Source organism: Algoriphagus aquimarinus (assembly GCF_900112005.1).
GTDB lineage: Bacteria > Bacteroidota > Bacteroidia > Cytophagales > Cyclobacteriaceae > Algoriphagus > Algoriphagus aquimarinus.
This window is the reverse complement of record NZ_FOKK01000003.1, coordinates 334,648-360,889: the sequence shown is the minus strand read 5'-3', so window position 1 is coordinate 360,889 and position 26,242 is coordinate 334,648. Positions and strand designations below refer to the sequence as shown.

The window sequence follows — 26,242 nt, the reverse complement described above, 5'->3', positions numbered from 1 at the left end:
GGATATCTATTTTTTGAGCTCCTCCCAATCCCAATCCTTATTCAATTGGGTAATTGCATGGTGCGCTGTCAAATCATATTGACAAGGGACTATAGAAACATAATTATTTGCTATCGCCCACTCATCATTATCCTCTCCTTTATCAAAATTCACAAAATTACCAGCTAGCCACAGATACTTTCGCCCATTAGGATCAAAGCGCTCATCAAACTCTTCCTGCCATTTGGCTTCAGCTTGTCGACAAATTTTAATTCCTTTGATTTCCTCATTTTGTTTCGGAGGGAAATTTACATTTAAAGCAACACCCTTTGGCATTCCATTTACTAGTACTTGTCTAGCGATTTTCTCGACCCATTCTTCCACATGTGAAAAATCAGCATTTGAAGAAAAATCACACAAACTAAACCCAATAGAAGGATAACCTTCCATTGCTCCTTCAATGGCTGCAGACATAGTTCCGGAATAAAGCACTGAAATAGATGTATTGGAACCATGATTAATTCCACTTACGATCAGATCAGGATTTCTATCCTTCATCACATAATGCTTAGCCAGCTTAACGCAATCAGCTGGAGTACCACTTGACTTAAATGCCTTTACATCTTCGAATATATCCTCCTCTTCTAGGCGAAGTGTTTCTCCGATAGTAATGGCATGTCCCATCCCTGATTGAGGACTGTCAGGCGCTACTACGACCACGTCCCCAAGTTTTTTCATGACAGTTACGAGAACACGTATCCCTTTGGATGTGATGCCATCGTCATTTGAGACGAGAATTAAAGGTTTAGACATTTAGTTTTTGTTCAATTCGTTGTAATATGCTGTGATACGAAGGAGATCACCTCTCTTATCATAAGCTAGGCGGTTTTTCCGCATAAAAAGTGAGATCTGATCATCATGCCCTGGCAGCATTTCAAAAAGATCTTTTTTCTTCAAACTGTATTGCTCGATCTTTCCATTCTTCAAAAAGTAATACTTGAAAGCTAATTTATGACCCATCATTGATTGTGGGCCGTAAAATGGATTCATTCCATAACCGCCCATCATTCCATAGGAATTCATCCCTCTTGAGTCGGTGGCCACATATTCCCTACAAAGCAAGGCGATGTTATCGCCTTCGGTAAGGACTTCAAAAAAAATCGGAGTGTCGTAATCGCTATTTAAGGAATAAGGCAAGCTGAAAAACTTACGTACGCCTCCATAAATTTCATCGAACAGCTCAAAGTAAGTGACGTTAATCGCTGAGAACGTATCGATAGTTTTATCCTGAAGCTGAACTACATTGTTTTCTAGATCATACTTGATCTCGCCACCATAGACCTTACCGTCTGTGGTGTATATGTTTCCCTTATGCCAAACCTGCGAAGGAAATTGATTCTGCGCAAAAGATGTGGTCATACCCAGAAGCAATAAACTAAGCGAGAACAGTGCTATTTTCATGGTTTTCATCATGGCTTTATTTACGCAATAACTTAGAGTCAGGTTGAAACTCATTATAGATTATTAACAAATACCAAGGTAAGAACAGCGGGTTATTTCAAAATATTATGCCCCATTTTATCTCTTTTCGTTTGGAGATATTTTTCATTATGAACGTTAGGAGCAATCTCAATAGGAACTTGTTCTACTATTTCAAGACCGTATCCTAACAGTCCAACTCGTTTTTGTGGGTTATTAGAAATGAGACGTAATTTTCTTACTTCTAAATCTCTTAAGATTTGCGCTCCTACCCCATAATCTCTGCTATCAGAAGGTAAACCCAGAGCAAGATTTGCCTGAACCGTGTCCATTCCTTCTTCTTGAAGCTTATAGGCTTTCAATTTATTGATAAGGCCGATACCTCTGCCTTCTTGATTCATGTAAAGAATAACTCCTTTTCCTTCCTTCTGCACCATTTGCATGGCGCCATGAAGTTGAGCTCCACAGTCACATCTGCATGAACCAAAGATATCACCCGTCATACAGGAAGAGTGTACTCTCACCAAAATAGGTTCGTCTTTATCCCATTTACCTTTAATTAGGGCAAGGTGCAATTCTTGTGTATTCGTCTGGCGAAAAGCAATCAACTCAAAATCACCAAATTCAGTAGGTAACTCCACTCCTATTTCTCGCTGAATCAGAGATTCATGCTTCAATCGATAAGCAATCAAGTCTTTGATAGACACCAACTTAAGATTAAATCTTTTGGCAACTTCTACCAAATCAGGAAGTCGAGCCATAGTCCCGTCCTCATTCATGATTTCTACTAAAACTCCAGCAGGAGAAAATCCTGCCAAACGAGCTAAATCAATTGCAGCTTCGGTATGTCCTGCTCTTCTCAGTACTCCGCCTCTTTTGGCTTTCAGAGGAAAAATATGTCCAGGCTTACCCAATTCACTTGGATCAATAGAGTCATCTACTAGAGCTCTGATAGTCTTAGCTCTATCAGCTGTAGAAATCCCAGTAGTACATCCATGTCCGATCAAATCCACAGAAACTGTAAACGGCGTTTCATATGCAGCAGTATTATTCCCTACCATCAACTCCAGCCCTAGTTTCTCACAACGATCTTCTACTAAAGGTGCACAGATCAAACCACGCCCATGAGTAGCCATGAAATTGATGATTTCTGGTGTTACCGGCTCAGCAGCACATACAAAATCACCTTCATTTTCTCTATCCTCATCATCAACTACGATGATAACTTCACCATTTTTGATAGCTTCAATAGCATCTTCTATGGGATCCAGAATATATTTTTCCACGAAATTTGTGTTTGAATTAATTTTTAGAAAGGCAAATTTACACGCTTTCAAATCTTAAACAGGATGAAGCCAAATAAAGTTTGGTTTATCCAATGACTATTCCCAGCTCTTTATCGATCTCGAGCTGTACTTTCTTGAGTTCGAAGTAAATCACCTGAAACTCATGCACTTTATCGTCATCTAGGTGTTCTGCTTCCGCGTTTTTTATTTTCTCTTTCGCCTCTTCCATCAGCTTTTGCACCATTTTTCTTTTTAATCGTAATATGGATTTAAAGCCTGTAAGCGTAAGATCATCTGATTCTGTATTGATAATAATCTGATGTGTGTCAGCCCAGTGATGAGATACTTCATGGCGCACTGTTATTAGATCAATTACCTCTTTTTGTACTTCTTGATCACCTAGCCCTATAAAATATTCAGATGTAGGAATTTCTCCCTGCAACAGATTACTTCTATAGAGAGACAGTATCTTATTATAAATCGGCGTGGTAAACTCTAACTCTTCTGTCTCCGAAAGTAAATATTGACAGAGATGCATTTCTTCATCAACCAATTTTTGCCAACCGTAATTAACTAAAAGTCTGACCATCTCACGTTCTTGAATTCTGAGAATTTCAGAAAATGAAGTAGCAGTCTCATCAGGAATCAGCTCTTCCATTGCCTGCTCGGCAAAAAGATCGTCCTGCTTATTATTGTAATGATCCTTCTGAGATTTGAGAAGCGTTTTATTCAGCTCTGCATGGATGATATCCTCTTCTATCCCCAAAAGCCCGGAAGCTTCCTTGGCATAAACGGATCGAATGATTGGATCCGGGATTTTACCAATACTCTGAACTACTTCGCGAATCACTTCAGCTTTTCGGATTGGATTCTTTACAAACTCCTCTTTGTACAAACCAATCTTAAACCCAATGAAATCACGGCTATTATTTTCCAAGTAATCCTGAAAAGCCTGAGACCCTACTTTACGAGAATAACTATCGGGGTCTTCTCCATCAGGAAAAACTACTGCTTTTACATTCAGTCCACCTTCCAGTAAAAGATCAATACCTCGAAGTGAAGCTTTGATACCTGCAGCATCGCCATCATAAAGCACTGTCACCTGATCAGTGAATCTCTTGATGAGTTTAATCTGACCATCCGTCAGCGAGGTACCCGAAGAAGCAACGACATTTTCTATTCCAGAAAGATGTAAACTGACCACATCAGTGTAGCCTTCGACGAGGTAACAATTATCTTTCTCTCGAATCGCTTTCTTCGCCTGAAACATCCCGTACAGCACATCGCTTTTGTGATATACTGGAGTCTCCGGAGAGTTGATATATTTTGGTTGATTCTTGTCTTTGGTCAGGATTCTCGCACCAAACCCAAGTGGTTTTCCACTGATGTTGTGAATAGGGAAAATCACTCGATTTCTAAAGCGATCATACACGCGAGTGGCATCACCCTCTTTCTGCAGAATCAATCCTGCTTTCAGCAAAATATCCTCCCTAAATCCAGCTGATTTAGCCCCCTGCAGTAAATTATCCCAACCTTCCAGTGCGTACCCTAGATCAAACTTCTCAATAATAGCAGGTGTAAATCCACGCTCCTTGAAATAACTTAACCCAATCGACTTGCCTTCTGGAGTTTGCAGGTTCTTGACAAAAAAGTCTCTGGCAAAACCCAATGCGATCAATAAACTTTCACGTTCATTTTGAGCCTCATTCTGCTCTGGTGTCCTCGTTTCGTCTTCCTCTACTTCGATACCATATCTACCAGCAATATGTTTGATAGCTTCCTGAAAGCCTATACCTTCTATGTCCATCACGAACTGTATAGGATCACCGGCTTTACCACAGCCAAAGCATTTATAGATTTGTTTTGCAGGAGAAATCGAAAATGAAGGCGTTTTTTCTCCATGGAACGGACAGTTGGCCCAGAGATTCTGGCCTTTCTTTTTCATAGGCAAATAATCGCCGAGCACCTCTTCGATGTCCATGCGTTCTTTGACCCTGTCTGTAGTAAGTTTGCTGATGCCCATAGGAAAATGAATGAGGCAAAGTTAAGCGCTCTATCCAAAAAATGAGAACTTTCTGAGGTTTCATCTAGTTCAGAAGTACAATAGATTTAATTCATTCTTTATTTAGAAGTCTTTAAGCTCTAAATTGCGCAAAATTACAACATTCACCACATGCAGTTAACTAAGGATAATATCCTGAAAACACTTTCCCGAGTACAAGACCCCGATCTAAAGAAGGATCTGGTGACTTTGGGAATGATACAAAAGATAGAAATCAACGGTAATAAAGTCAGCTTCCATGTAGTTCTCACTACTCCAGCTTGTCCCCTAAAAGAAGTAATTAAAAATAATTGCTTAGAAGCTTTAGAGGAAGATTTTGGCAAGGAGCCAGAATGGGATTTATTTATGACTTCCGAAGTTACTACGGTAAGAGAGGCAGCGCCTGTTTTGCCTCAAGTAAAAAACATCATTGCAATCGCATCGGGTAAAGGCGGAGTTGGTAAATCCACTACTGCTGTAAACCTTGCCGTTTCTTTAGCTAAAACTGGAGCAAAAGTTGGATTGATCGATGCGGATATTTCAGGCCCATCCATTCCTACCATGTTCAATGTAGAGGCTGAGCAACCTGCAATAAAAAAGGTAGGTGAAAAGAATATCATCATCCCTATCGAGCAATATGGTGTGAAGTTGATGTCAATTGGATTTTTAACGCCAGTGGACAGTGCAGTTGTTTGGAGAGGCCCTATGGCTAGTTCCGCTTTGAAGCAGTTTATTTCTGATGTGGATTGGGGTGAGTTAGATTACTTACTGATTGATTTACCTCCTGGAACTTCCGATATCCATCTAACTATGGTGCAGACAGTTCCTGTCACAGGCGCAGTGATTGTGACTACTCCACAGAAAGTTGCTTTAGCAGATGCTAATAAGGGATTATCGATGTTTCGACAGCCTCAAATTAACGTACCTATCTTAGGTGTTATTGAAAATATGGCTTATTTTACGCCAGAAGAATTACCGGACAATAAGTACTACCTATTTGGTAAAGAAGGGGGACGAAAATTAGCTGAAAAATACGATGTGCCGTTTTTGGGAGAAATTCCGATTGTACAAAGTATTAGAGAAAGCGGAGATTCAGGCTACCCTGCAGTACTTAAAGATGGAATCACACAAGAATCTTACATGAAGCTAGCTGAAGAGATCGCTAGACAAATTGCCATAAGAAATGCTTCTAAGGGTAAGACCGAGGTAGTAGAAATTAAAGCTTAACATTATGCAACCAGAACTTAGAGAACAAATAGAATTTGCACTAGATACAATTCGCCCTTATCTGGAAGCAGATGGAGGCAATGTAAGAATAGTAGAACTAACTGATGACATGGTTCTAAAATTAGAATTATTAGGTTCCTGTGGTACCTGCCCAATGTCTACCATGACACTTAAGGCTGGAGTAGAGGAAGCTATTAAGCGTGCAATTCCAGAAATCGTACGAGTAGAAGCCGTAAACCTAACTGTTGCTTAATTAGATTTTAATGAAAAAAGGTTTCCGGATTTTTGACAAAGCCAGTATGCTCCTACTGGGAGCGCTTTTTGTGTTTTCAACAGGCTTTGCGCAGCAATTCCAAACCTTTGATATCACTGACCAGTCAACTACACATACACATCGAGAGAAATGTGGTCATGAGATCTTGGAACAAAAAATGGAAAAGGAATTGGGCTATTTTGGCACAAAACCTTATTTCGAAAAATGGATCAATGAGAAGATAGAGGACAAAACCAGTCAGCCTCAAATCCTAGCCAAAATCAATGCTGAGCCAATCCTAATACCAGTAGTAGTCCATGTGATACACAACGGCGATCCTGTTGGACTGCGCACCAATGTTCCCGTTTCCCAAATTGTAGAACAGCTTAGAATTCTTAATGAAGATTTTCAAAGGTTAAATGCAGATGCTTCTAATACTCCTACAGCATTTCTACCCTTTGCAGGCCAGACAAACATTGAATTTGTAATTGCAAAGCAGGATCCTTTAGGATTACCAACCGATGGAATCACACGTACAAAAGGATCAAAAACTTCCTATGATCCTAATACAGACGCTACCACTATCGGGCAGCTGATTCAGTGGAATCCTGATGAGTACATGAACATGTATGTAGTCCCTTTGGTGAGCCCATATATAGGATACTCTTCTTTTCCTGTTTCTGATTTACCTGGACTTAATAATGCTCCAACTTCATCTATTACGGATGGAGTAGTGATTGATTATAGGTTTTTTGGCATTGGTGGAAGTGCAATATCAGCATCTTTAGGACGTACAGCCACGCACGAAGTAGGGCATTTCTTTGGCTTAAGACATATCTGGGGTGACGGAGGTTGCGGAGTGGATGATTTCGTAGCAGATACACCTGAGCAGGACAATTCCAATAATACCTGTAGCCCAAATGCTACTCGCTTTAGTTGCAACTCAAATGATATGATCCAAAATTACATGGATTATACTCCTGATGCATGTATGAACTTGTTTACAAAGGGACAGGTAGAGCGATTTAACATAGTATTGGCAAATAGCCCAAGAAGAGTCACTTTAATCAACAACAGAGCCACTCAGGAACCTGTACTTGCAGATAATGATCTTGCAATTTCAAAAGTAATTGAGCCTAGAAACTTCGAATGTGACCCTCAGATCAACCCTTCTATTGAGGTTTTGAATGCAGGCAAAAACACATTGACCTCCGGACGAGTTGAGCTAAGAAGAAATGGAGAAGTCTTAGAATCGAAGAGATTTACCTTCAACATAAACACCGGAGAAAGTGCTGTTTTAAATTTCAAAGAATTTAGTCTAGTGGCAGGCACCAATACAATTGAGTTCAGAATCACTCAGGCCAATGACGCCACTGATAACGTCCCTACGAACAATAGCAGAACTGTCACTCCTATTCTAGAGCAAGCGGTAAATCTTCCTTACACGTCAAATCTGAGTACTTTTCCGTCTCCATGGACAATTACTAACCCAGATCAATTATTGACTTGGGAGAAAAGAAATCTAACGATTTCAGGCACTCCTCAGGATTTGGTTTATATCCGACACTACGAATACGAAGCGCAAGGACAGCTTGACTATTACACCTCACCAATTATAAATCTGACACAATATCCAGATGCACAACTCGTATTTGAATTGGCATATGCACCTTATGATCAGTCTGGATTTGCTGATAGATTAATCGTTGCCTTGTCTCAGGATTGTGGAAACACGTTTGACATCGCTAATGCACCTTATGACAAAAACAGTCTACAGTTGCAAACAACTGCTGTAACTCTAGATGAATTTATCCCATCTAATAATAATCAATTCAGAACAGAGGTAGTAAATCTAAGCAAGTATTCAAGTCAAGGATCAGTTCGTTTAGCTTTCATCACAGAGAATGGATTCGGCAATAATATTTACATCCGAAATATTAGAATAATACCTAATAAAGAATTCGTTTATAAATTGGAAATAGATGATATGCTAGCTCCAAGTCCAATCACTAATGGTACACATGAATCTGAAATAGTTTCTATTACCAATACAGGAAATCTACCTGTATCAAGCTTTGTGTTTTCAAAAACCACTAATGGTGGTTCTAAGCAAACCTTTGTGGCAAGTGGTTCCAATGCTGCGCCAGGTGAGAGCTTTAATCTCACCACAAGCAAATCAACTTCAATTGGTAAAAACAGTCTCAAATTTGTGATTTCGTCACCAAATTTTGACCAAAACGGCAATAACTCTGATAGCTTAACTAGGTACATTATTGAAGATGCAACCACTGTACCAGTGCCGTGGAGACAAAACTTCAATAATAGCAGTGCGCTAAATCCTTGGAAAACCATAAATCCTGAATCAGACAGTGAGGCCTGGAAAATCACTCCTATTTCATCTGGTGAAGGACCTAATAATGTTGCAATGCTGTCTACCAGTGCGTCCGGGCACTCGTATTGGTTAGGCACACCTGTCTTTGATCTTTCAGGAAGCCAACAAGCCAGTATCTTCTTTGATTTAGCTGCCGGACAAGTTGGCACTTCCACTACTTTGAAAATTCTTGCAAGTACAAACGGTGGAACTAATTACACGGAAGTTTGGGCAGCAAGTGGGTCAGAGCTTTCTACAGTAACTGTAGGCGAAGCCAATCCAAATAGTGCTAGTGACTATGTTCGTAAGTTTATAAACCTTAGTGATTTTGCTGGACCCGGAAATACAAACGCTCGCCTTGCTTTCGTAATTGAAGGTGGTAGTGTTTCAGATTCTCCAATTTACTTGGACAACATCGAGCTTTTCCTAAATGCCAATCCTGAACCGGTAATTCCTGCTGTGGGCATGTCAGTACTGTACCCAAATCCTGCTCGTGAAGTATTCAATATTGCGTTCAACTTGCCTGATTTTGAGGATGTAACAATTCAGGTGATCTCAAGTACTGGAGCCTTAATTCAGGAAATTGAATATCCAGGTACACTTAACCAGACTTATTCATTTAGCACTCAACTGTTTTCTAAGGGTGTATTTATTATAAAAATTTCGAGTAATTCGATACGGGAAACTCGAAGACTGATTATTAATTAATCACAAATAAGCCGAAGAAATCCTCTTCGGCTTATTTTTTGCCAGTAGATTTCATCAGTTTTAGAGGAATCCTACGTTGTGAGGATTGAATTTCCCGCTTATCTTTAACTATTAAAATTTCTCAGGTACTTCATTCAGCATCTCTTTTGAAAAAGATCATAATTAACCTTCTAGTAATTTCCGGAATAGCAGTTCTACTGGGTTTCCTTTTTTTGAAAATGTACCTTCCTATGTACACCAATCATGGGGAATCGGTCTCTGTACCTGATTTATCCGGATATACATTCGATGAAAGCATCGACATCTTGGATCGGGCAAGCCTTCAATACGAAGTCTCCCTTGACTCTGGCTTCAATACTGATCTGAAGCCTTTTGCTGTGCTCAAACAAATTCCGGAAGCAAATGCACAGGTAAAAAGTGGTAAAACTGTTTACCTAACTCTAAATGCTAGAAATCCTCCTATGCTTAAAATGCCTAATTTGGTCAACACTCCTCTGAAAAATGTGCAGGAGATTTTGGCTAACATGGGACTTGAGCGTGGCGACATTGTTTACGTTCCAGATATCGGTATCAATGTGGTGCTGGAGCAAAAATACCGCGGTGTCACTGTGCGAGAAGGATTTGAAATACCCAAAGGTGCCAGAATTGACTTGGTAGTGGGTGACGGATTAGGCAATCAGATTCTTGCTGTTCCTGATCTTAAAGGTATGGATGAGGTAGATGCTGAATTCTTGATTTTAGGATCAAGCTTAAGAGTTGGTAATAAATACTATCTTGATACTGATTCTGTGGGAGCAGGAAAAGTCTTGAGACAAACTCCTCCTGCGTCAGTGCAAGTAAAAACCGGCGAATTAATAGATCTGTGGATCGCTAAGAATAATTTTTAAGCTACATGCTCCAAACACACCATATACTTCGAATGACTGGGCTATTCGTAGCCCTTTTCATATCGACTTTGGCTCATGGCCAATTGGTGGAGTTTGGTCCGGTTCAACAGCAAAAAATCAAAAATTACAGTTTAGGAGAACAAAACGCACGAATTTTACAAAATAACGTCATCCCATTTTGGGATGATTTTTCACAAGGTATAGACACCCTTAAGTGGACTCTAAGTGGAGCTTCTTATACTGAAACCATTGGTTTGAATGCACCGTCAATCGGCATGGTGCTGCTTGATGGTGTAGCTGCAAATGGCAATCCATATTCTGTCACACAAACTGATCAGGGAGAAACGGACTATATAACCTCGAAGCCATTTGACTTAAGCTCTCTAAATACATCTAACAGCGAAAGTCTTTATTTAAGCTTCTTTTGGCAGGCTGGAGGAAGAGCAGAGCTTCCAGACGAAAGCGATGAGTTGACTTTACAAATTCTTAATCCTCAAGGAAGTTGGGTGACGATTTGGAGCCAAACAGGTGGAGTAGCTCTAAACAGAACCGCTTTCGCTCAAGAAATCATTAAGATTCTACCAGCTTGGCAACACGCTAATTTCCAGTTTCGCTTCTTTTCCCAAGGAAGACAATCTGGTCCATTTGATAGCTGGCTGATTGACTACATCTATTTAAATGACGGCAGAACAGCCACTACTCTTGATTACAAAGACAGAAGTCTTACCCGCATAAATTACCTTCGAATCGGAGATTATGGCGCCTACCCTTTTGTGCTTCTAGCTGATAACCAAAAAGGTCTTTGGAGTTCTGTCCAAAATGAATTCTACAATCTGGAAAATCGATTTAGAGCGATGGAATATTCTATCGTGCTCAGAGATCCTTCCACAATGACCACCACTCCTATCAACCTCAATACACCTTTCAATCCAGTTCCAAATGCCCTGGAAAGAAGAGTATTTGAAAGCAGAAAATTTGAAGAAATACCTGTTCCGAAGAATGAAACTACCATAGAAATCATTTCTTCAATTACATCCGGTGATGGGCTACTTTACGAAGTAAAATCAGGAGACACCACCTTTTTCTCCAGTGTTAATTATGAGCTGAACGATACGGTAAGGTCTTCCTTTCCACTCTTAGACTATTTTGCCTATGATAATGGTTCCGCTGATTATGCTGCCGGCATCAACCAACGATCTGGCCAATTAGCTGTCAAATACACGACGCCTAAGGAAGTATTCCTCAAAGGAATTTCTATCAATTTCACTAATCCTAGGCAAGCTAATCAAGCTATAGACATCAAAGTTTGGAAGGATCTGGACGCAGATCCTATATTTACAAGAGAGGATTTGATTGCTGTTAAAGAAGCAGGACAAGAATTTCTTTACTACTCTCTCGATACCAATATTAAAGTAGATGGAGACTTCTACATAGGTTTTGCTCAGTACACGAATGATTTCATCCATGTAGGACTGGATAAGGTAAATGATTCTGGAGATAAGTTATTTTATAACGTAGTGGGCGCTTGGGCTCAAAATGAGGAGGTACGCGGCTCATTGATGATCAGACCTCATGTAAGTATAGATGTTCCTTTTGAGGAAGCCTCCATACCAGCTGACCACATTCTGATATATCCAAACCCTGTAGAAACACTACTTAACCTAGAAGGTAGATTTAGCCAAGCAAGAATCTTTGATTCTTTTGGAAGAGAGATTTTTCTTGAGCGTCAACTTTCATCTAAAGGAGAAATTGTTAATTTTATTGGACAGCGTCCAGGCGTCTACGTTCTCAATTTGAGTACAGAAACCGGGATGCATTCATACAGAATTTTAGTTAAATAATAATATGGAAGATATAACTGTAGAAGACCTGAAATCCAGATTGGATAATAATGAAAAATTCGTATTCCTTGACGTTCGTGAAGAATGGGAATATGAAGATGACAACTTGGGAGCAAAAAATATCCCCTTGGCCGATTTACCAACTAGACTTGAGGAGCTAGAAGATTATAAAGACACTGAAATAGTAGTTCATTGTCGTTCTGGCGCCAGAAGCATGAACGCAAAAAAATTCCTGGAGACCAAAGGATTTTCGAAAGTTCGAAATACTACAGGCGGCATCTTAGCTTATAGAAACTTATAAGAAGCTCTTTTTAATGACAGACTCCCTTCGGGGAGTCTTTTTTATGCCATAATCATTTTTTTAAACGCTAGGCGAAAAAAGCCCTGATAATAAACGGGATCGTCAAGTGCCCGACTTCGTATATCCAGATTCAGTCGGAAGAAGTGCCAATTTTCCAATCCTTTTCTCTTAGAATCCCCTTATAATTAGAAGTCCGATCCTTCTGCAAATATGAATGGCTCTGGAGAAAAACATAGAATAAAAACTACAATGGCTAGTATCCCCAGCGCTTTTCTCTTGGTATCCAATTCATGAAAACCAGAAACTTCAGGATGTCTAACGCCCATTATTCTACCTAGCAAAAAGCCGTAAAATAGCCATCCTTGATATCCATGAACTCCTGGTAAAACAAAAGCAACGGCATATTGCAGAGCTGCAATAGACAATACAAGAGTGATCCTATTCTTTAAACTGAGTCCTGATTTAGTAAAGCAAATGAACAGGAACCCTACATACAACGGAATCCATAGCATTAGATCTTCCACGGGCGAATATGGGCTAATCATTCCCATTCCTGCATAGCCAATAAACAGAACGTAAGCTACCAATGAGATCTCTCTGTGACGCTTCGGAAATAGGCCAAAAATCACATGGCCGCCATCCAGCTGTCCAATGGGAAGAAGATTCAAGGCCGTGAAAAATAAGGCGAGAAAGCCAGCAAATAAATACGGGTAGTGAATTACTTCAGACATAGCTGGCATGCGATCAGGATCAGCGAAAACCTCTCCTAGGCCCCAGAATAGTAAGTTATTCCCAAGTTCAAAATCAAGTGCCCCTTCTTCATATCCTTGAAAATCTGGATCAGCATACTCTGGATGCACTGAATAGATGTAATCTGGCTCGGGAAGGGTAGTAAAGCCATAAACTAACACCACCAATGCTACCACAAATCCAGCCAATGGTCCGGCTACACCTATGTCAAAGAACTTCTTTCGGCTGTTGACAAAACCTTTCATCTGAATCACAGCTCCGAAGGTACCAATGGTTGGAATCCCTATAAACCCTAACCAGCCTGGAATAAAAAATGGCAGTGTACACTTCACCTTATGATATATCGCAGTAAAAAAATGTCCCAACTCGTGAATAAGCAAAATCCCTATAAAAGGGATCGAGAAGGCCATGGACATCCAGAAATACTCCCAAGTAAGGAGGCTCTCCCCTTCTCCCAACACTGACTTCCCATATACCCACTCTGCTCCTGCAAGAGTGGTGGAAATAAGAGTGGCGATAAATAAGATTCCGTGACGGAGGTATTCTTTTTTACTATACATTCTTAAAATAATCGAAAATAACTTCAGGGCCCGTCACGTGTACCGCCTGAATACCTACTGCTTTAGCTCCTTCCACATTGGCTATCAAATCATCAAAGAATATTACCCGATCACCAGATGTTCCAAGATCAACAAGCATTTTTTCATAGATCTCAGGAGAAGGCTTAGAAAGTCCCATTTCATGACTTAAAAATACCCAGTCAAAGATTGGATCGAAGTTTTCCAAACTATGGTCTTCCTTCAAAATTCTATTTACAGCATGAATATGTATCAAATTGGTATTGCTCAGCACGCCGACTTGATATTTTTCTCTCAATTTTGAAATTAATTCTAGCCTTTCTGCAGGAATTTTTAGCAACAAATCATTCCATAATTCATCCACTTTATCATCATTCCATTCCTGTTGGAAATAGCCTCTAACCCCGTCTCTAAAAGCCGCAGAATTGATTCTTCCTACCTCATAATCCTTGTGAAAATCAGTTAGATAAAAACCATCTAGCTTATCATAAAACTCCACAGAAATTTCCTGTTTGATACGCTGCAATGCTTTCTGATAATCTATATCAACGATGACATTGCCTAAATCAAAAATCAAAAAGTCTGCATCCGGTGCATTTTTCATTCGAAATATGGGTTGTGTATTTGCATTCAAATATGTAACATTGCACTCCGAAAACCAAGGTTTACGGAGAATTACCAGCCAAAACTGGTAGTTTTAATAGTATCGGGCCTATAGCTCATTCGGTTAGAGCAACTGACTCATAATCAGTAGGTGCTTGGTTCGATTCCAAGTGGGCCCACCTAGTAATCAGACACTTACGATAAATATTTCGTGAGTGTCTTTTTTATTTGCACTAAGAAGGTCAATTATTTTTCTCTGCTATCAAGAATGCCTTGGATGTCGGTCTATTGATGGGTTACAAAAATTAGGGATTTGGTAAGGATATTTGTCCCAAATAAGCGGAGATAACAAAGCTGCTTCAAAAGTCCATCAACTAAGAAAATTGATTAATAGGGGAAATAAGAGAACTCATTTCTTGAATTCTCCAACACCATATTTCCTTATTAAGATGTATCAATCACAAAAGACGTTGAGGGACTCCCTTTCTGAAGAGTTATACAAACAGCCGTCACAAGATAGGATCTGACGCCAAGGCAAGTTATTTGACCAGACCTGATTAAAACCCATTATCCCTTCCAAAAAAATTAACTCTGGAAGTCAATGGGATTGCTAAATGCACTCAGTAACCATATTCATCAAAGAATTGCGCTACGTCCTTAATATCCTGAATTCCCAAAATCCAGCAAACCTCACTCAAATCCGAGAAATCCAAGCCTCCTTTGGCCACTGCCTCATTATTATATCTACCCTCTTTACCATTATACTCTAGTCCAATGGCCATAGCCAACTTCCAGATTTCTGCCAATTTCGGATCGGAAATCTTATCATCCCACTGACTGTACTCTGGCGAGCGAAAGCCTGGACTTCCATTTCCTACCGCATTTCCATCTGGAATTTTGTGATAATCAGTTGTTGATCTTACAAATTGTAAACTTTCTGGAGAAGTAACTTTTTCATTCCAGTCACTATGCTGAACCACGTGAATACGCTGGGAAACGTCTATTTTGGGCATTTCTGCTTGAATTTTTTTCACCAGCTTTTCTGTAAAATCCGACTGCCCTGCCTCAGCTATCCATACGTCACCCTTTTTTTCCAGCGCCTTCTTTACCTTTTTCATCACCTGCTCCACCGCCAATTCCGAATTTGTATGTGCATCTGACCATTTATCCCCAAATGCTAGTTGGAACAAATCATTCGGTGGAACATAAAGTCCTTCCTGAATCCCATAAGTACCAGCAACTGCATGATAATTCACTTTTTCAAATTTCGAATTGGACATAAGCGTTATCAGCGCCGCTGCGGTGTGAATATCATCCACATCAGTTTTGCTATCAAATTGAACCAGTAGCAAATCCCTCCTCATATCAAAGCCAACTTCTTCTGTAGTCTCAGCATGCAAGTTGACCGATTGAAAACAAGCAAAAAAGAATGCTAATACAGTTAAAACTAAGTGGTTTACTTTCATGATATTTTGGGATTTATGTATATCCGCTTTTTTACCCCTAAAGAGCCAAAAGCATACTAAGATTTGGTTAACTCAAGAATTTAGGCTACTTCAGTCACCCCCGCCAGTAGTCGGGCTGGCGCCTTCGGTCTTCTGACCCGGTGAGCAAAGAAATTTTGGTTACTGGCGATATTGCAGATAATCAGATTGGAATTTAAAGGTTTGTCCAAAGATATATTAAAATTTCAATTCTTGAACTTAGAAGGTATTGACCTTAATTTCAATCTCATTATGCCCCGGCTGAAGCCTAATTGCTCCAAAAGCCCTATTGACCTTAGTGCCATTTAGGAATACTTCGACTTCTGAAGAAGGGTTGAGTTCAAATTCTCCCAGCATATTGGCAGGCAACTGAATCGAGTATTTCTGATAATTTTGATTTACTCGGGTATACTTCCCTACGATTTCACCAAGAACAGTTGGCACGGTGATTTGGCTCTCTGTAAGTGAAGAAAGCTGAGGTTTGATGGTAGCTATCCCAAACCCTGGCGTCTTTGGCTGAATACCCCAAAGTCCTCTCGGGATAACATTAGCAGGTACAGCTCCCCAAGCGTGGTTCCAATCTGAATTGGGCTTATGCTTCATATCCCAAGCTTCCAAGGTAATGGTGGAGCCAATTTTTATCATATTCCACCAACTTCTATCATTAGTTGCAGTCAACAACTGTAACGCGTAATCCTCTTCCCCAGCATTGTACAAGCCATCCATTAGGTATTGGGAACCATAAACACTGCAAGCCATCCCTCTGGATTTCACAAATCCCACCACCGAATCCAGGTATTGCTCTGGCACAAGTTCAAAAGCCAAAGCCATCATATTGGAGTGTAGCGATGCATGATCTGTCCCCTCCCCATCTCGGTAAACTCCTTTTGACTTGTCAAAGAGCTTAGCATTTATAGCTTGTTTAGCCTTGATCGCATATAGCTCAAATTGAAGCTGTTCCTCTGGCTTATTCATTACTTTGGCAAACTCCGCCATGATTTCCATATTCCTGTAGAAAAATGCGTTTACCACCGTATTAATCGGCCTAAAAACAAATCCATCACGCTCTCCTTCTGCTGTAGCAAGTTTCCATCCTGTGTCTTTTTGAGCTGGTGGCCAATCCACTATGTCTTTTAGCTTGATTGAAGGGTCTTTGAACCCTAGCTTTTTCATGAATTCTGGAGTATTCTTTTCAGATTCCGAACTAATCAAGCCATCCTCTCTCACCAATTCCACTAACGTCTTATGCTTCAATTCTTCATAATATTTCTCAATCAGCTCTGTACTTCCTGTGTACAAATAATCCGCGTAAAACATCAAAGCTACATGCTGTTGCCACTCGGTAGGCCAAGTAGGATATTGCATGAAATATTCGATTGTTCTTCTCGCAATGGCGTACTCTTGATCAGTGGTATAATGACTAAGTTGATTTAGATACGCATCTGCTTCATAAGGAATTCGCTCTCGATCCCCATCGACATATAGGCCTGCAAATGTGGTAGCCTTAATTGAGTATTTACACAAGTCCCACACTTGATTTAACGTAGTATCTGAGCTGGAAAAATTGCTCGTTTGATCTTCGAAATAATTAAAATATGCTACCTGAGTAACATCCTGCTTCTTTACTTCACTTTTAAAATTAACCAGCTCTGCATAGCGGAAAGGCATCAAAACTGGGATAGAATCCGGCAGAATCACAGCTCCAGACTTGGTGTTCCTTTCATCTGGATTAAGCTGAAGTTTATAATGCTTCTGCTTGGGATCTACCGCTACTTTTATTTCTTGGTATCGAATATGCCCTTGTGGTTTTTGGTTGATTTTACCATCAGTCAATTGCTCTGCCAGCCGCACAATCATAGTGCCTTTCCTATCGGTACTGTAATCAAATTCAAGATTGGCAAAAGCTGCTTTCCCAAAATCTACCAGATAACTAGTAGAGCCTTGCTTTTCTACCTTTTGAGGTGCAATCCGCTCTACTTGAAAAACATTCGGAGTGGTCAACCAGGCTTCCAGATTTCGCTCTGCTATTTGAAATGATTGCGAAGCTGAATAGCGACTGACGCGATTGTTTTCATCCCAAATCCTTACTTTCCAGAAGTACTTCGCACCAGGAGATAAAGGAGCTCGACCTAGCGTCACATCATAAGATGCATTGCCTCGAACTATTCCAGAATTCCAAATGTCTCCGATATTCTGAGAAGCTTTCTCCTCAGAGCTAGAAATCAAAATCTGATAAGCTGATTGAAATTTTGCCAAATCAGGCACTTTCCACCCAAACTCAGGTTGCGCATCGATGATTTTTACCTCAGAGGAGTTCCTTATTGACTCTACGGTTAAGCCAAATGGAGCCTCACTGTATTCATCACTTTTTTCAGCTATGAGCTCATCTAGCTTCTTTCTGAACTTAGGCAAAAGACCAGCATACTTTTTATCTGAAGCAAGATTCCTAGTCTCCTTCGGGTCATTTTTCAAATCATACAGTGCCTCAGCCAGGTGATCGTTGACATAACGGAAATATTTCCAATCCTTCGTCCGCACACCTTCGCTTGGCGGGATTTTATCAAACTCCCACAAATGCTCGATTAAAATCGTATCGCGATCTAAGCTATTGGATCGGCCCTCCACCAATGGCATCAGACTTTTGCCCTGCCAAGTCTCAGGCTGAGCCACCTTAGCCAAGTCAAGAATTGTGGCAGGAACATCAATATTCAATGCCATTTCATCAATGTCCTGATGCTGAGGACTGCGGGGATCGTAAATAATGAGCGGAACCCGGATAGAATTCTCATACATCAGCCACTTGCCAGCCAATTGCCTTTCTCCCATAAAATACCCGTTGTCTCCCATAAGGATGATGACCGTGTTTTTATCCAGCCCCTTGGCTTTTAGCTGCTTCCTGATTTTGGCGATTTCGAGATCAATACCACTTATCATTCGGTAGTAACCTTTGACGCTATGCTGATATTTCTCAGGAGTATCATATCTCCAGGTCCATCTCAAGCGATTAAACCCTGCCTTTACCGGCCCTGGCAACTCTTCAAAATATTTATCCTCAGACAATTCTGCATCTGGAATTGTAGTGTTTTGAAGTAAGGAGTTGGTTTCATTTTGCCAGAAATATTGATCTTCTGCGCCATCGTGAGCATGTGGCGCACTGAAACTCAGCGACAAGGAAAAAGGCTTAGATGTATCTACATTTTCAATAAAATCAAGCGCCTGCTGGCCCGTGTATCTCGTCAAATGAACGGTATCCTCACCTATTTTTTTATAGAAATACCCCCTTTTATCCGTAAACTGATTGTTACGATCATAATCCTCGTACACGTCAAAAAGCTTATCCTTGTCCTCGTAATTCACTCCGAACTTCCCGAAAAAAGCCGTGGTGTAACCAGACTCTTTTAGGATCTTGGGATAAGAATTGTTCATATACACCTCATTGATGGGTCCTGTCTGGAAGTTGTATAGATGGGCTCGCTCCTGAACACCTGTTAGAAAACTAGCCCTACTCCCAGCGCATATAGGTGTAGTCGCAAAGGCATTCTTAAAATAAACTCCTGACTTTGCCAAAGCGTCCATTTCAGGAGTTGTGATTAGGTCATTTCCAGCATATCCAAGTGCGTCCCAACGCTGATCATCTGTCAGGATAAAAATAATATTGGGCGATTGTGTGGTCTGCGAATAAGCAAAACGCACACTCGCTAACAAACAAAATACGACTACACTAATGTTAAGCCTCATAGGTCATTAATCTTTTTAAATTTCTATATCTACCTGTTTAAAACTAGAAAAAAGCTCACAGAAGTGCTTTTAGCCGCTTCATTTACTTCTTATTCTATTTTTACGACACCATTTCAACTCCCAGTCAAAGCTGCTAACATTTCTATTATCATCAGATTTGTAAGGCGTTCAAATCACCCACAGGAGCTCGTCCACATTTCCACATCTTTTTGCTTTCTGCCCCACGAAATAGAAAGGAAATGGTAAGTGGAAAAGGGACCCTATATAGCATTGGTTTTGGGAAGTAATTGCTTCTATACAACCATTTACTATCTAAAACTTGGAGCATCAGCCAGATATCCCTACTCATTTGGCTAAGTTTCGTGATCGTAATAAGGAGGTTATTTTAATGTTTGACAGCTAAAATATATCCATATGTATACACTTCTATCCTGTCCTATACGGTAGTAAACATTGGTCAAAAATGACCTGTGCTACAACTGAATCAATAAGTCATCATCAAAAGCGCTAAGAAGTCGATCAAAAATGAATTGAAACATCAATCTGATCCTTAAAAAATCTATCCCATTTATTGTAATACTATTCTCCCTTGGCTTTATGTGAAGTTATCTTTCTGGAGGAAAATCTCATAATACTTTGATAGTCTGAATTGTTGTAGATATGTGAAAGTCCCCATCTAAGGATTTCCGTTGGCTCCTTTTCAGTATCTGCATATCTGTTCAGTCCAATTGCATGTGGAGCCCCTTTGATGGAGGACATGATTTCAAAATTGATCCCATCTGGAGACCATTGAATTGTATTTTTCTCCGGGCCATCTGTAGTGATCAACGACGCTATTCCTCCATTGTAAGGCCAAACGCAGATTTCGTGGCCGCTATTACTTATTGGATTAAACTCGGATTTGACATAGGGACCCAATGGATTATCAGCGACGGCAACTCCATGCCTAATCTGACGACCTCCAAAAGTGATTTCTTCGCCCATTTGCTCACCCTTATAGTAGAGGTAGAATTTCCCATTGTAGGGAACAATGCATGGGTCATGAACTTTGTGACTGTCAAAATCACCTTTCTTCTCTACGGCAAATCGATCTTGCTCCTCACCTTTCCAGATGCCATTATCAGCCGGGCTAAGGATTGGTTCCACGCTTTTTGTCCAAGGGCCATTCGGCGAATCAGCCCAAGCTAAGCCGATCTGATTTTTAACTCGAACTGTATAAGGCGACTTGACAGTCTGGTAAGACAGGTAGTATTTATCTTCATGCTTCATTATTTCCACTGTGAATACAGATCGATCGTCATAGGCTCCTGCCGCTCCTCTTCCCACAGCCATACCTTCTTCTTTCCAAGTCCACCCATCTTCTGAAGTAGCATACCAGATATCGCACCTGTCCCAGGGAAATACTTTATCCTTCTCTATATCTCCTGCAAATCCATCGGTAGCTCCTACACTCTTGCTATACCAAACGTAGTATTTGCCATTTTCGAAAATCATCGCACTTGGATCGCGACGTACCACTCCTTCTTCATAGGCAAGGTCGCCTTTCAAAGGTTTCAAATCCGAAAACTCCAAAAACCATTCGTTTCCAATATTTGGCCAATTCAAAGCACGCTTTGAAGCAGCACTCAAATGCTCTCCATTCGTAATCCCTAGCTTGTCCAACTGCTCAGCCGTCACTTTAATTTCCTGATCAGAATTGGCTGATTCAGAATGTGTTGACGAATCACAAGATTGCAAAAAGATGATTCCAGCGACTAGAAAAAGATTCCTATTAAAGTTCATATTGTTTATTGATTCTGGGTTTATTGATATATGAACATAAGGGAATTAGAAGTATCTAACAAACTCAAGATTGCATACCTGCTGAATTATTCAGAGAAAAAATATAGTCTAAAATTGAAGGATATAGCAAGATTCACAGATTTCCGGTTCCCGCCAAAGAATAAGATTATCGGCATTGATACGGATAGTCAAACTATTTCCCAGCCACTTCCATCTTTCTGCCCAATCCAATAAAAACTCTTTTTTGTATTTGGAAATAGTCTTGGCCCCTTGCTGATCTTTTATAAACAGTGCAGCTTCTATCGAGTCACTATACCAATTACCTCCCAACTGGTAATCATCAGTTGATGCCTTTCCTGGCCATGGATCAGTACTCACGTAATTTCCTTCCAAAACCTTAATTCAACAATAGCGCTTCTAGTTATACAGGAACCCTTTTCTGATTTTTTGGAAGAATACTTTATCCCATAAATTTCTTCTACTAGGTAATACCCAGGCCAGATCTGATTTTGAACTTCTAGTTCGAACAGGACAGAATCTCTGCCATAAAAAATGATCAAGGCAAATAAAGGACGTTACCATCCTGATCTCTGATCATCTTAAGTCCTTGTACCAAACCGATTTGATGAAACTGTTCTAAGTCAACACAAATGCTATCAACTTCCAAAGGAGTTGTATACGCATAAATTGATTTAGCATCTAACGTAATCGAATCAACTCTTGAGAGCAGCTTTTTGGATAAGAACCCAATACTTCCATCAGCAGTTTGAATCTGAAACCAATCAGAAGTCGCAGCTTTAATAAAAACAGGCGTATTCAATTTCAAGTTAGAAACCACTTCAGACTTTACAGTTGGTTTGCTTCTCATATTTGCCTGAGAAGTATTGACTTGCATCAGCTGAGGCAATTGCTGATCTGCAAGTTCTGGAGCTCTTTCAAAATTATTTTTGATGGCAGGAAAAGGATTAATCGCTCCATTTTGATAAATGCCAAAATGTAAATGCGGAGCGGTGGTCTTGGCATTTCCGGTATTCCCAACCAATCCCAACGTATCGCCTGGATTTACCCGCTGCAAATTACTCACTAGCTGACTATCCAAATGTGCAAAATAAAGATTCCAGTCGCGTTCAGGATCTCTCAACCAAACCTGCTTCCCTCCCAACCCACGATCTCGTACTGCTGTGACCACGCCTGCAACAGGGCTAAGTACCGGGGTACCGCGTGTTGCGAAAATATCCACTCCCTCATGGGATCTGCTTCCTCCATCACGCTCATCACCCCACACGCTTTGAATTGCTTTAATATTTTTGCCCTGCACTGGAAAAACCGCATAAGTTTCAGTGCCACTAATTCTGACTTGAAAGTTGCCTTCTCCAAGTAGTTCAGGCTGAATACGAAGCATATAATATCCTGTTTTATCAGCTTCAAACTGCAACGAATCATTTTGTATCGTATAGGATTCTAGTTCCTTCCCTTCAACTCCTTCTAATAAATCCACAAATAACTGACTGCTGTCATTTGCTTGCCAGTTGACTAGGATAGTAATCGATGCGCCTTGTTCTAACTGAATTTTCCACGCTTTCGCCTCTATGCTTTTGGACCTGAAACTGCCTTGGATGGCAAAGGGGATTTCTAGCTCGGACGCATTTCCTAGAGCCATAGAAGCTGAGTTTTTCCATTCCTCGCCAATTTTAGTTGTGCCAATACCTGAATTCTTAAGTGTATTGAGATACTGGGTTCTTGCTGAACTTGATTTAAAAATTCTCAACGATTTAGTATTGCAAGAGGCAATCAGAATGACCAAACTAACACCTAGGGCGATAATGAGTTTTAATGATTTCATTGGGTAAGTTTAGCGTCTTCCTGAAGTTGGTACCATAACTCAGGGTTTTCAATAATCTGATGAAACAGATTCACGCTAACAAGGCCGAAAACGATATGAGCTAAAAATAAAGCTAGGAAATAATGGAATTGAGAGAGTTGAGGTGGATTGGAATGGACTGAAAGATAAGCTTTCCACACAACTATGGCAATTACTCCGCTGACTGCTCCAATCAGGATGGAGTCTTGCAAGTTAATTTTGAATACACCCCAATTCCATAGCAAGAAATAGCCAAAGGAAAATAGCACTCCTACTCCGAAATGGGCTATGGTACCTACAATGAATGCTTTCTTATTGGGAGAATAATAGTTACGCTCTCCAATGAGCATATTTCCTAGAATATGAATCACCTTAGTAAAATTGCTGCTTACGTAGGAATACAAATACATAAACAGCGTCATGGCTATGGTACCGATAACTCCAGAAAGTACTGTTATTAAGAAATGTCTACTATCCATTCATTTGAATTGAAAAAAGGGCAAAATCAAACTGCTGATTTTGCCCCTAAAGGTTTAAACAGGAATTCTTTTAGCATCTTCTCTTTCCCAGATTCTATGTTGGGAAACAGCATCTATAAACGCCTTTGGATCTTGATTAAACAAAACCCCTTTTGGCTTAGGATTCCTTGAAGCATAGGTCATATCCCAGACTTGTTCGGCGTCGCCATTAATTGCAATAAATTTATAGTGCTTATATGATTCATCTACAAACCTAATTGCGTCCGGGTTTTTATGTAATGTGTCTACACTTTTCACTCCTTCTGGCACAAAAACAGCGTCAAATAAAACAGAGGCCGTCGTCAAGAAACTATGGTCAACTTTAATAGAATTACCATTACTATCGTTGATTGACCCAGAATGAGTGCTTATAATTTTGACATCAGCACCTTCTTGCGTCAAAGCTTTTTTATAACTCTCTAGTGATTTAGCATCTACTCCGTCATCAGCGAGAACAGCAATACTTCGGCCTTTTATGCCTTTGCCAGGCGAGGCCATCAAACTCAATTTCGGAGACTTTTCGATTGATTTCTTAACTTCTTTTGGCTGATAGTCCTTTGGATCTGCATCAGCTGGGAAGCTATGATTTAGAGGATCTTTTGGCTTGTTAATAGCTTTGATACCTAATCCTTCAGCGACATCTTTGGCTAAATCATCATTGATATAACTCAACATTCCCACCATTCTCATTCGAATATCCTCAGTCATTACTTTACCAAGTTCAAAACGTAGTGCTTCCACGATGTGCTCCTGCTCCACTTTAGTCTGACTTTCAAAGAAAAGTTTTGCTTGACTAAAATGATCCAAAAAGCTACTACTACGCGTTCTGATTTTATGCCCATCTATCCTTTCATGATGAGAAGTGAATCCTCCTTCTGCCATCTTAGCTTGAAATGGACATCCACCACCTATGCTATTCGGATGATAGCTGCTTTGTCCTTTATTAATCGTTTGTCGAGAGATACCCCCGCGCTGATTGTTATGCACTGGCGCGATAGATCTGTTAATAGGAATTTCGTGGAAATTAGGACCACCCAGCCTTGACAGCTGTGTATCGGTATAGGAAAACAACCTACCTTGAAGTAGAGGATCATTGGTAAAATCAATACCTGGAACTACATGCCCAGGATGAAAAGCAACTTGCTCAGTCTCTGCGAAGAAATTGTCAGGATTTCTATCCAACACCATTTTACCAATTAGTTTAACCGGCACTAATTCTTCGGGAATCAGCTTGGTTGGATCTAATAAATCAAAATCGAATTTATGTTCGTCTTTTTCTTCTACGATCTGAACACCGAATTCCCACTCTGGAAAATTGCCATTTTCTATAGCGTTCCACAGATCTCTTCTATGAAAATCAGGATCTTGTCCTGAGATTTTTTGAGCTTCATCCCAGGTGACAGAGTAAGTTCCTGCGACAGGCTTCCAGTGGAATTTTACGAAAAACGATTCACCTTGCGCATTTACAAATCTGTAGGTATGGACTCCAAAACCTTCCATCATACTTAAACTTCGAGGAATAGCTCTGTCACTCATAGCCCACATGACCATATGCATACTCTCCGGCATCAGTGAGATAAAATCCCAAAACGTATCATGAGCGGATGCTGCTTGTGGGATTTCATTATGTTGCTCTGGCTTCACAGCATGGATCAAGTCGGGAAATTTCATCGCATCCTGAATAAAAAACACAGGCATATTATTACCCACCAGATCATAAATCCCCTCTTCGGTGTAGAATTTGACAGCAAATCCTCTTACATCTCGCGCCAAATCAGTGGATCCTTTAAAGCCAGCTACCGTACTAAATCTTGTAAAAACAGGAGTTTTCTTACCTTTTTTACCTAAAAATCCAGCCTTAGTAAACTCAGACAAATCTCCATATGATTCAAAGTAACCATGTGCACCCGCTCCTCGTGCATGGACGATTCTTTCAGGAATTCGCTCGTGATCGAAGTGCGTCATTTTCTCACGGAAATGAAAATCCTCCAAAAGTGTCGGCCCCCTCTCTCCCGCAGTCAGAGAATTCTGATCGTCATTGATCTTCAAACCTTGATTAGTCGTCATCGCCTCTCCACTTCCATCTTCTGTGTTCATGTAGAGGTCATCGATTTTTGGATTCTTACCTTTTTCTTCAGCTTTTTCTTTTTCAGTCATAATGAAATGATTTAGTGGTTGTGTGTTCAAATCACACTAAAAACATTCCAAGCAAATCATGCAGGTTTTTCAAAAAACGTACGTTCAGCTGAAATGAGAATTACCAGTATTCACAAGGAACCCAAAACCAGAACAGCAAAAGTAAAAATGGCCTAATTAAGGAAATAGGCGTATATCGGCATTTAACATAGAGAAAAGAGGCTATTAATTTAACTTTTGCTTTCACCTAATCTTTATAAAGAGAAAGCAAAATTTATGAAAACAGTATTTTCTAATTTTTCAAAAGTGAATAAATTATTCCTCATAATGAGGACGAAAATCTATTCTCATAAAGATTTTATAGTTCTCTCATAATACTATCATAGTGAAAAAGAAAAATACTCCAGAACTAAGAGCTG

Annotated in this window: 19 protein-coding genes, 1 tRNA gene and 1 pseudogene; 8 read left to right on the top strand and 13 right to left on the bottom strand. The window is 40.1% G+C overall.

Going from position 1 to position 26,242, the window contains the following annotated elements; translation table 11 throughout:
- Positions 1-6 precede the first annotated feature (6 nt).
- The 4 genes from surE to dnaG form a co-directional block, all read right to left on the bottom strand.
- Positions 7-792 carry a 5'/3'-nucleotidase SurE gene (gene surE, locus BM291_RS05770; protein ID WP_092895222.1) on the bottom strand — a complete coding sequence of 262 codons (786 nt, stop codon included), beginning with the start codon at positions 790-792 and terminating at the stop codon, positions 7-9.
- Complete coding sequence (locus BM291_RS05765; protein ID WP_245786778.1) at positions 793-1,440, bottom strand: hypothetical protein; 648 nt, start codon at positions 1,438-1,440, stop codon at positions 793-795.
- A gap of 92 nt (positions 1,441-1,532) precedes the next feature.
- On the bottom strand, positions 1,533-2,744 hold the full coding sequence (locus tag BM291_RS05760) for a bifunctional 3,4-dihydroxy-2-butanone-4-phosphate synthase/GTP cyclohydrolase II (RefSeq protein ID WP_092895218.1): 1,212 nt from the start codon (positions 2,742-2,744) through the stop codon (positions 1,533-1,535).
- Positions 2,745-2,829: 85 nt separating this feature from the next.
- Entirely contained in the window at positions 2,830-4,767 is a 1,938-nt protein-coding gene (gene dnaG / locus BM291_RS05755; protein ID WP_092895216.1) for a DNA primase, read from the bottom strand.
- 150 nt (positions 4,768-4,917) lie between these two features.
- Between dnaG and BM291_RS05750 the strand changes: the two genes are divergently transcribed.
- The 7 genes and pseudogenes from BM291_RS05750 to BM291_RS05725 all read left to right on the top strand — a co-directional run bounded on the left by BM291_RS05750 (position 4,918) and on the right by BM291_RS05725 (position 12,373).
- Positions 4,918-6,012, top strand: a complete 1,095-nt coding sequence (locus BM291_RS05750) for an Mrp/NBP35 family ATP-binding protein (RefSeq protein WP_092895215.1) — start codon at positions 4,918-4,920, stop codon at positions 6,010-6,012.
- Between the two features lie 4 nt (positions 6,013-6,016).
- Positions 6,017-6,265, top strand: coding sequence for a NifU family protein (locus tag BM291_RS05745; protein WP_092895214.1), 249 nt, complete (start codon positions 6,017-6,019; stop codon positions 6,263-6,265).
- A gap of 10 nt (positions 6,266-6,275) precedes the next feature.
- Positions 6,276-7,292 (top strand): annotated as a pseudogene (locus tag BM291_RS22580) (zinc metalloprotease); the annotation flags it as partial.
- A gap of 960 nt (positions 7,293-8,252) precedes the next feature.
- The gene (locus tag BM291_RS22575; RefSeq protein WP_455423276.1) at positions 8,253-9,344 is read left to right on the top strand and encodes a T9SS type A sorting domain-containing protein; all 1,092 of its coding nucleotides are present in this window, start codon (positions 8,253-8,255) and stop codon (positions 9,342-9,344) included.
- Between the two features lie 230 nt (positions 9,345-9,574).
- Positions 9,575-10,231 (top strand): PASTA domain-containing protein, encoded by a 657-nt coding sequence (locus BM291_RS05735; protein WP_245786776.1) that lies wholly within the window; start codon positions 9,575-9,577, stop codon positions 10,229-10,231.
- A gap of 5 nt (positions 10,232-10,236) precedes the next feature.
- Positions 10,237-12,072 carry a T9SS type A sorting domain-containing protein gene (locus BM291_RS05730; RefSeq protein WP_092895212.1) on the top strand — a complete coding sequence of 612 codons (1,836 nt, stop codon included), beginning with the start codon at positions 10,237-10,239 and terminating at the stop codon, positions 12,070-12,072.
- 4 nt (positions 12,073-12,076) lie between these two features.
- Positions 12,077-12,373 (top strand): rhodanese-like domain-containing protein, encoded by a 297-nt coding sequence (locus BM291_RS05725; RefSeq protein ID WP_092895211.1) that lies wholly within the window; start codon positions 12,077-12,079, stop codon positions 12,371-12,373.
- Between the two features lie 185 nt (positions 12,374-12,558).
- Here the strand turns inward: BM291_RS05725 and BM291_RS05720 are convergent, their stop codons facing one another.
- Together BM291_RS05720 and BM291_RS05715 are read right to left on the bottom strand one after the other, a co-directional pair.
- Complete coding sequence (locus tag BM291_RS05720) at positions 12,559-13,683, bottom strand: site-2 protease family protein (protein WP_092895210.1); 1,125 nt, start codon at positions 13,681-13,683, stop codon at positions 12,559-12,561.
- The gene (locus tag BM291_RS05715; RefSeq protein ID WP_092895209.1) at positions 13,676-14,305 is read right to left on the bottom strand and encodes an HAD family hydrolase; all 630 of its coding nucleotides are present in this window, start codon (positions 14,303-14,305) and stop codon (positions 13,676-13,678) included. Before BM291_RS05715 ends, BM291_RS05720 begins: the two co-directional genes overlap by 8 nt.
- Before the next feature lie 104 nt (positions 14,306-14,409).
- Here BM291_RS05715 and BM291_RS05710 point away from each other — a divergent pair.
- Positions 14,410-14,483, top strand: a tRNA-Ile gene (locus BM291_RS05710).
- A gap of 441 nt (positions 14,484-14,924) precedes the next feature.
- Here the strand turns inward: BM291_RS05710 and BM291_RS05705 are convergent.
- The 7 genes from BM291_RS05705 to BM291_RS05670 all read right to left on the bottom strand — a co-directional run bounded on the left by BM291_RS05705 (position 14,925) and on the right by BM291_RS05670 (position 25,844).
- Positions 14,925-15,770, bottom strand: a complete 846-nt coding sequence (locus tag BM291_RS05705) for a hypothetical protein (RefSeq protein ID WP_092895208.1) — start codon at positions 15,768-15,770, stop codon at positions 14,925-14,927.
- Positions 15,771-16,007: 237 nt separating this feature from the next.
- Entirely contained in the window at positions 16,008-19,526 is a 3,519-nt protein-coding gene (locus BM291_RS05700) for a sulfatase-like hydrolase/transferase (RefSeq protein ID WP_092895207.1), read from the bottom strand.
- 579 nt (positions 19,527-20,105) lie between these two features.
- Positions 20,106-21,308 (bottom strand): glycoside hydrolase family 117 protein, encoded by a 1,203-nt coding sequence (locus BM291_RS05695; RefSeq protein ID WP_092895206.1) that lies wholly within the window; start codon positions 21,306-21,308, stop codon positions 20,106-20,108.
- Positions 21,309-21,416: 108 nt separating this feature from the next.
- Positions 21,417-21,701 carry a hypothetical protein gene (locus BM291_RS05690; protein WP_139229044.1) on the bottom strand — a complete coding sequence of 95 codons (285 nt, stop codon included), beginning with the start codon at positions 21,699-21,701 and terminating at the stop codon, positions 21,417-21,419.
- A 163-nt stretch (positions 21,702-21,864) separates the two neighbouring features.
- Positions 21,865-23,151 carry a M23 family metallopeptidase gene (locus tag BM291_RS05680; protein ID WP_092895203.1) on the bottom strand — a complete coding sequence of 429 codons (1,287 nt, stop codon included), beginning with the start codon at positions 23,149-23,151 and terminating at the stop codon, positions 21,865-21,867.
- Positions 23,148-23,648, bottom strand: a complete 501-nt coding sequence (locus BM291_RS05675) for a hypothetical protein (RefSeq protein ID WP_092895202.1) — start codon at positions 23,646-23,648, stop codon at positions 23,148-23,150. Before BM291_RS05675 ends, BM291_RS05680 begins: the two co-directional genes overlap by 4 nt.
- Positions 23,649-23,702: 54 nt before the next feature.
- Positions 23,703-25,844, bottom strand: a complete 2,142-nt coding sequence (locus tag BM291_RS05670; protein WP_092895201.1) for a catalase — start codon at positions 25,842-25,844, stop codon at positions 23,703-23,705.
- Positions 25,845-26,242: the final 398 nt, after the last annotated feature.

Bases quoted from the DNA above. Each gene is read 5' to 3' on its own strand.
- surE (WP_092895222.1), bottom strand. From the start codon at position 792: ATGTCTAAACCTTTAATTCTCGTCTCAAATGACGATGGCATCACATCC.
- BM291_RS05765 (WP_245786778.1), bottom strand. From the start codon at position 1,440: ATGAAAATAGCACTGTTCTCGCTTAGTTTATTGCTTCTGGGTATGACC.
- dnaG (WP_092895216.1), bottom strand. From the start codon at position 4,767: ATGGGCATCAGCAAACTTACTACAGACAGGGTCAAAGAACGCATGGAC.
- BM291_RS05750 (WP_092895215.1), top strand. From the start codon at position 4,918: ATGCAGTTAACTAAGGATAATATCCTGAAAACACTTTCCCGAGTACAA.
- BM291_RS05745 (WP_092895214.1), top strand. From the start codon at position 6,017: ATGCAACCAGAACTTAGAGAACAAATAGAATTTGCACTAGATACAATT.
- BM291_RS22575 (WP_455423276.1), top strand. From the start codon at position 8,253: ATGCTAGCTCCAAGTCCAATCACTAATGGTACACATGAATCTGAAATA.
- BM291_RS05735 (WP_245786776.1), top strand. From the start codon at position 9,575: ATGTACACCAATCATGGGGAATCGGTCTCTGTACCTGATTTATCCGGA.
- BM291_RS05730 (WP_092895212.1), top strand. From the start codon at position 10,237: ATGCTCCAAACACACCATATACTTCGAATGACTGGGCTATTCGTAGCC.
- BM291_RS05725 (WP_092895211.1), top strand. From the start codon at position 12,077: ATGGAAGATATAACTGTAGAAGACCTGAAATCCAGATTGGATAATAAT.
- BM291_RS05720 (WP_092895210.1), bottom strand. From the start codon at position 13,683: ATGTATAGTAAAAAAGAATACCTCCGTCACGGAATCTTATTTATCGCC.
- BM291_RS05715 (WP_092895209.1), bottom strand. From the start codon at position 14,305: ATGAAAAATGCACCGGATGCAGACTTTTTGATTTTTGATTTAGGCAAT.
- BM291_RS05705 (WP_092895208.1), bottom strand. From the start codon at position 15,770: ATGAAAGTAAACCACTTAGTTTTAACTGTATTAGCATTCTTTTTTGCT.
- BM291_RS05700 (WP_092895207.1), bottom strand. From the start codon at position 19,526: ATGAGGCTTAACATTAGTGTAGTCGTATTTTGTTTGTTAGCGAGTGTG.
- BM291_RS05695 (WP_092895206.1), bottom strand. From the start codon at position 21,308: ATGAACTTTAATAGGAATCTTTTTCTAGTCGCTGGAATCATCTTTTTG.
- BM291_RS05680 (WP_092895203.1), bottom strand. From the start codon at position 23,151: ATGAAATCATTAAAACTCATTATCGCCCTAGGTGTTAGTTTGGTCATT.
- BM291_RS05675 (WP_092895202.1), bottom strand. From the start codon at position 23,648: ATGGATAGTAGACATTTCTTAATAACAGTACTTTCTGGAGTTATCGGT.
- BM291_RS05670 (WP_092895201.1), bottom strand. From the start codon at position 25,844: ATGACTGAAAAAGAAAAAGCTGAAGAAAAAGGTAAGAATCCAAAAATC.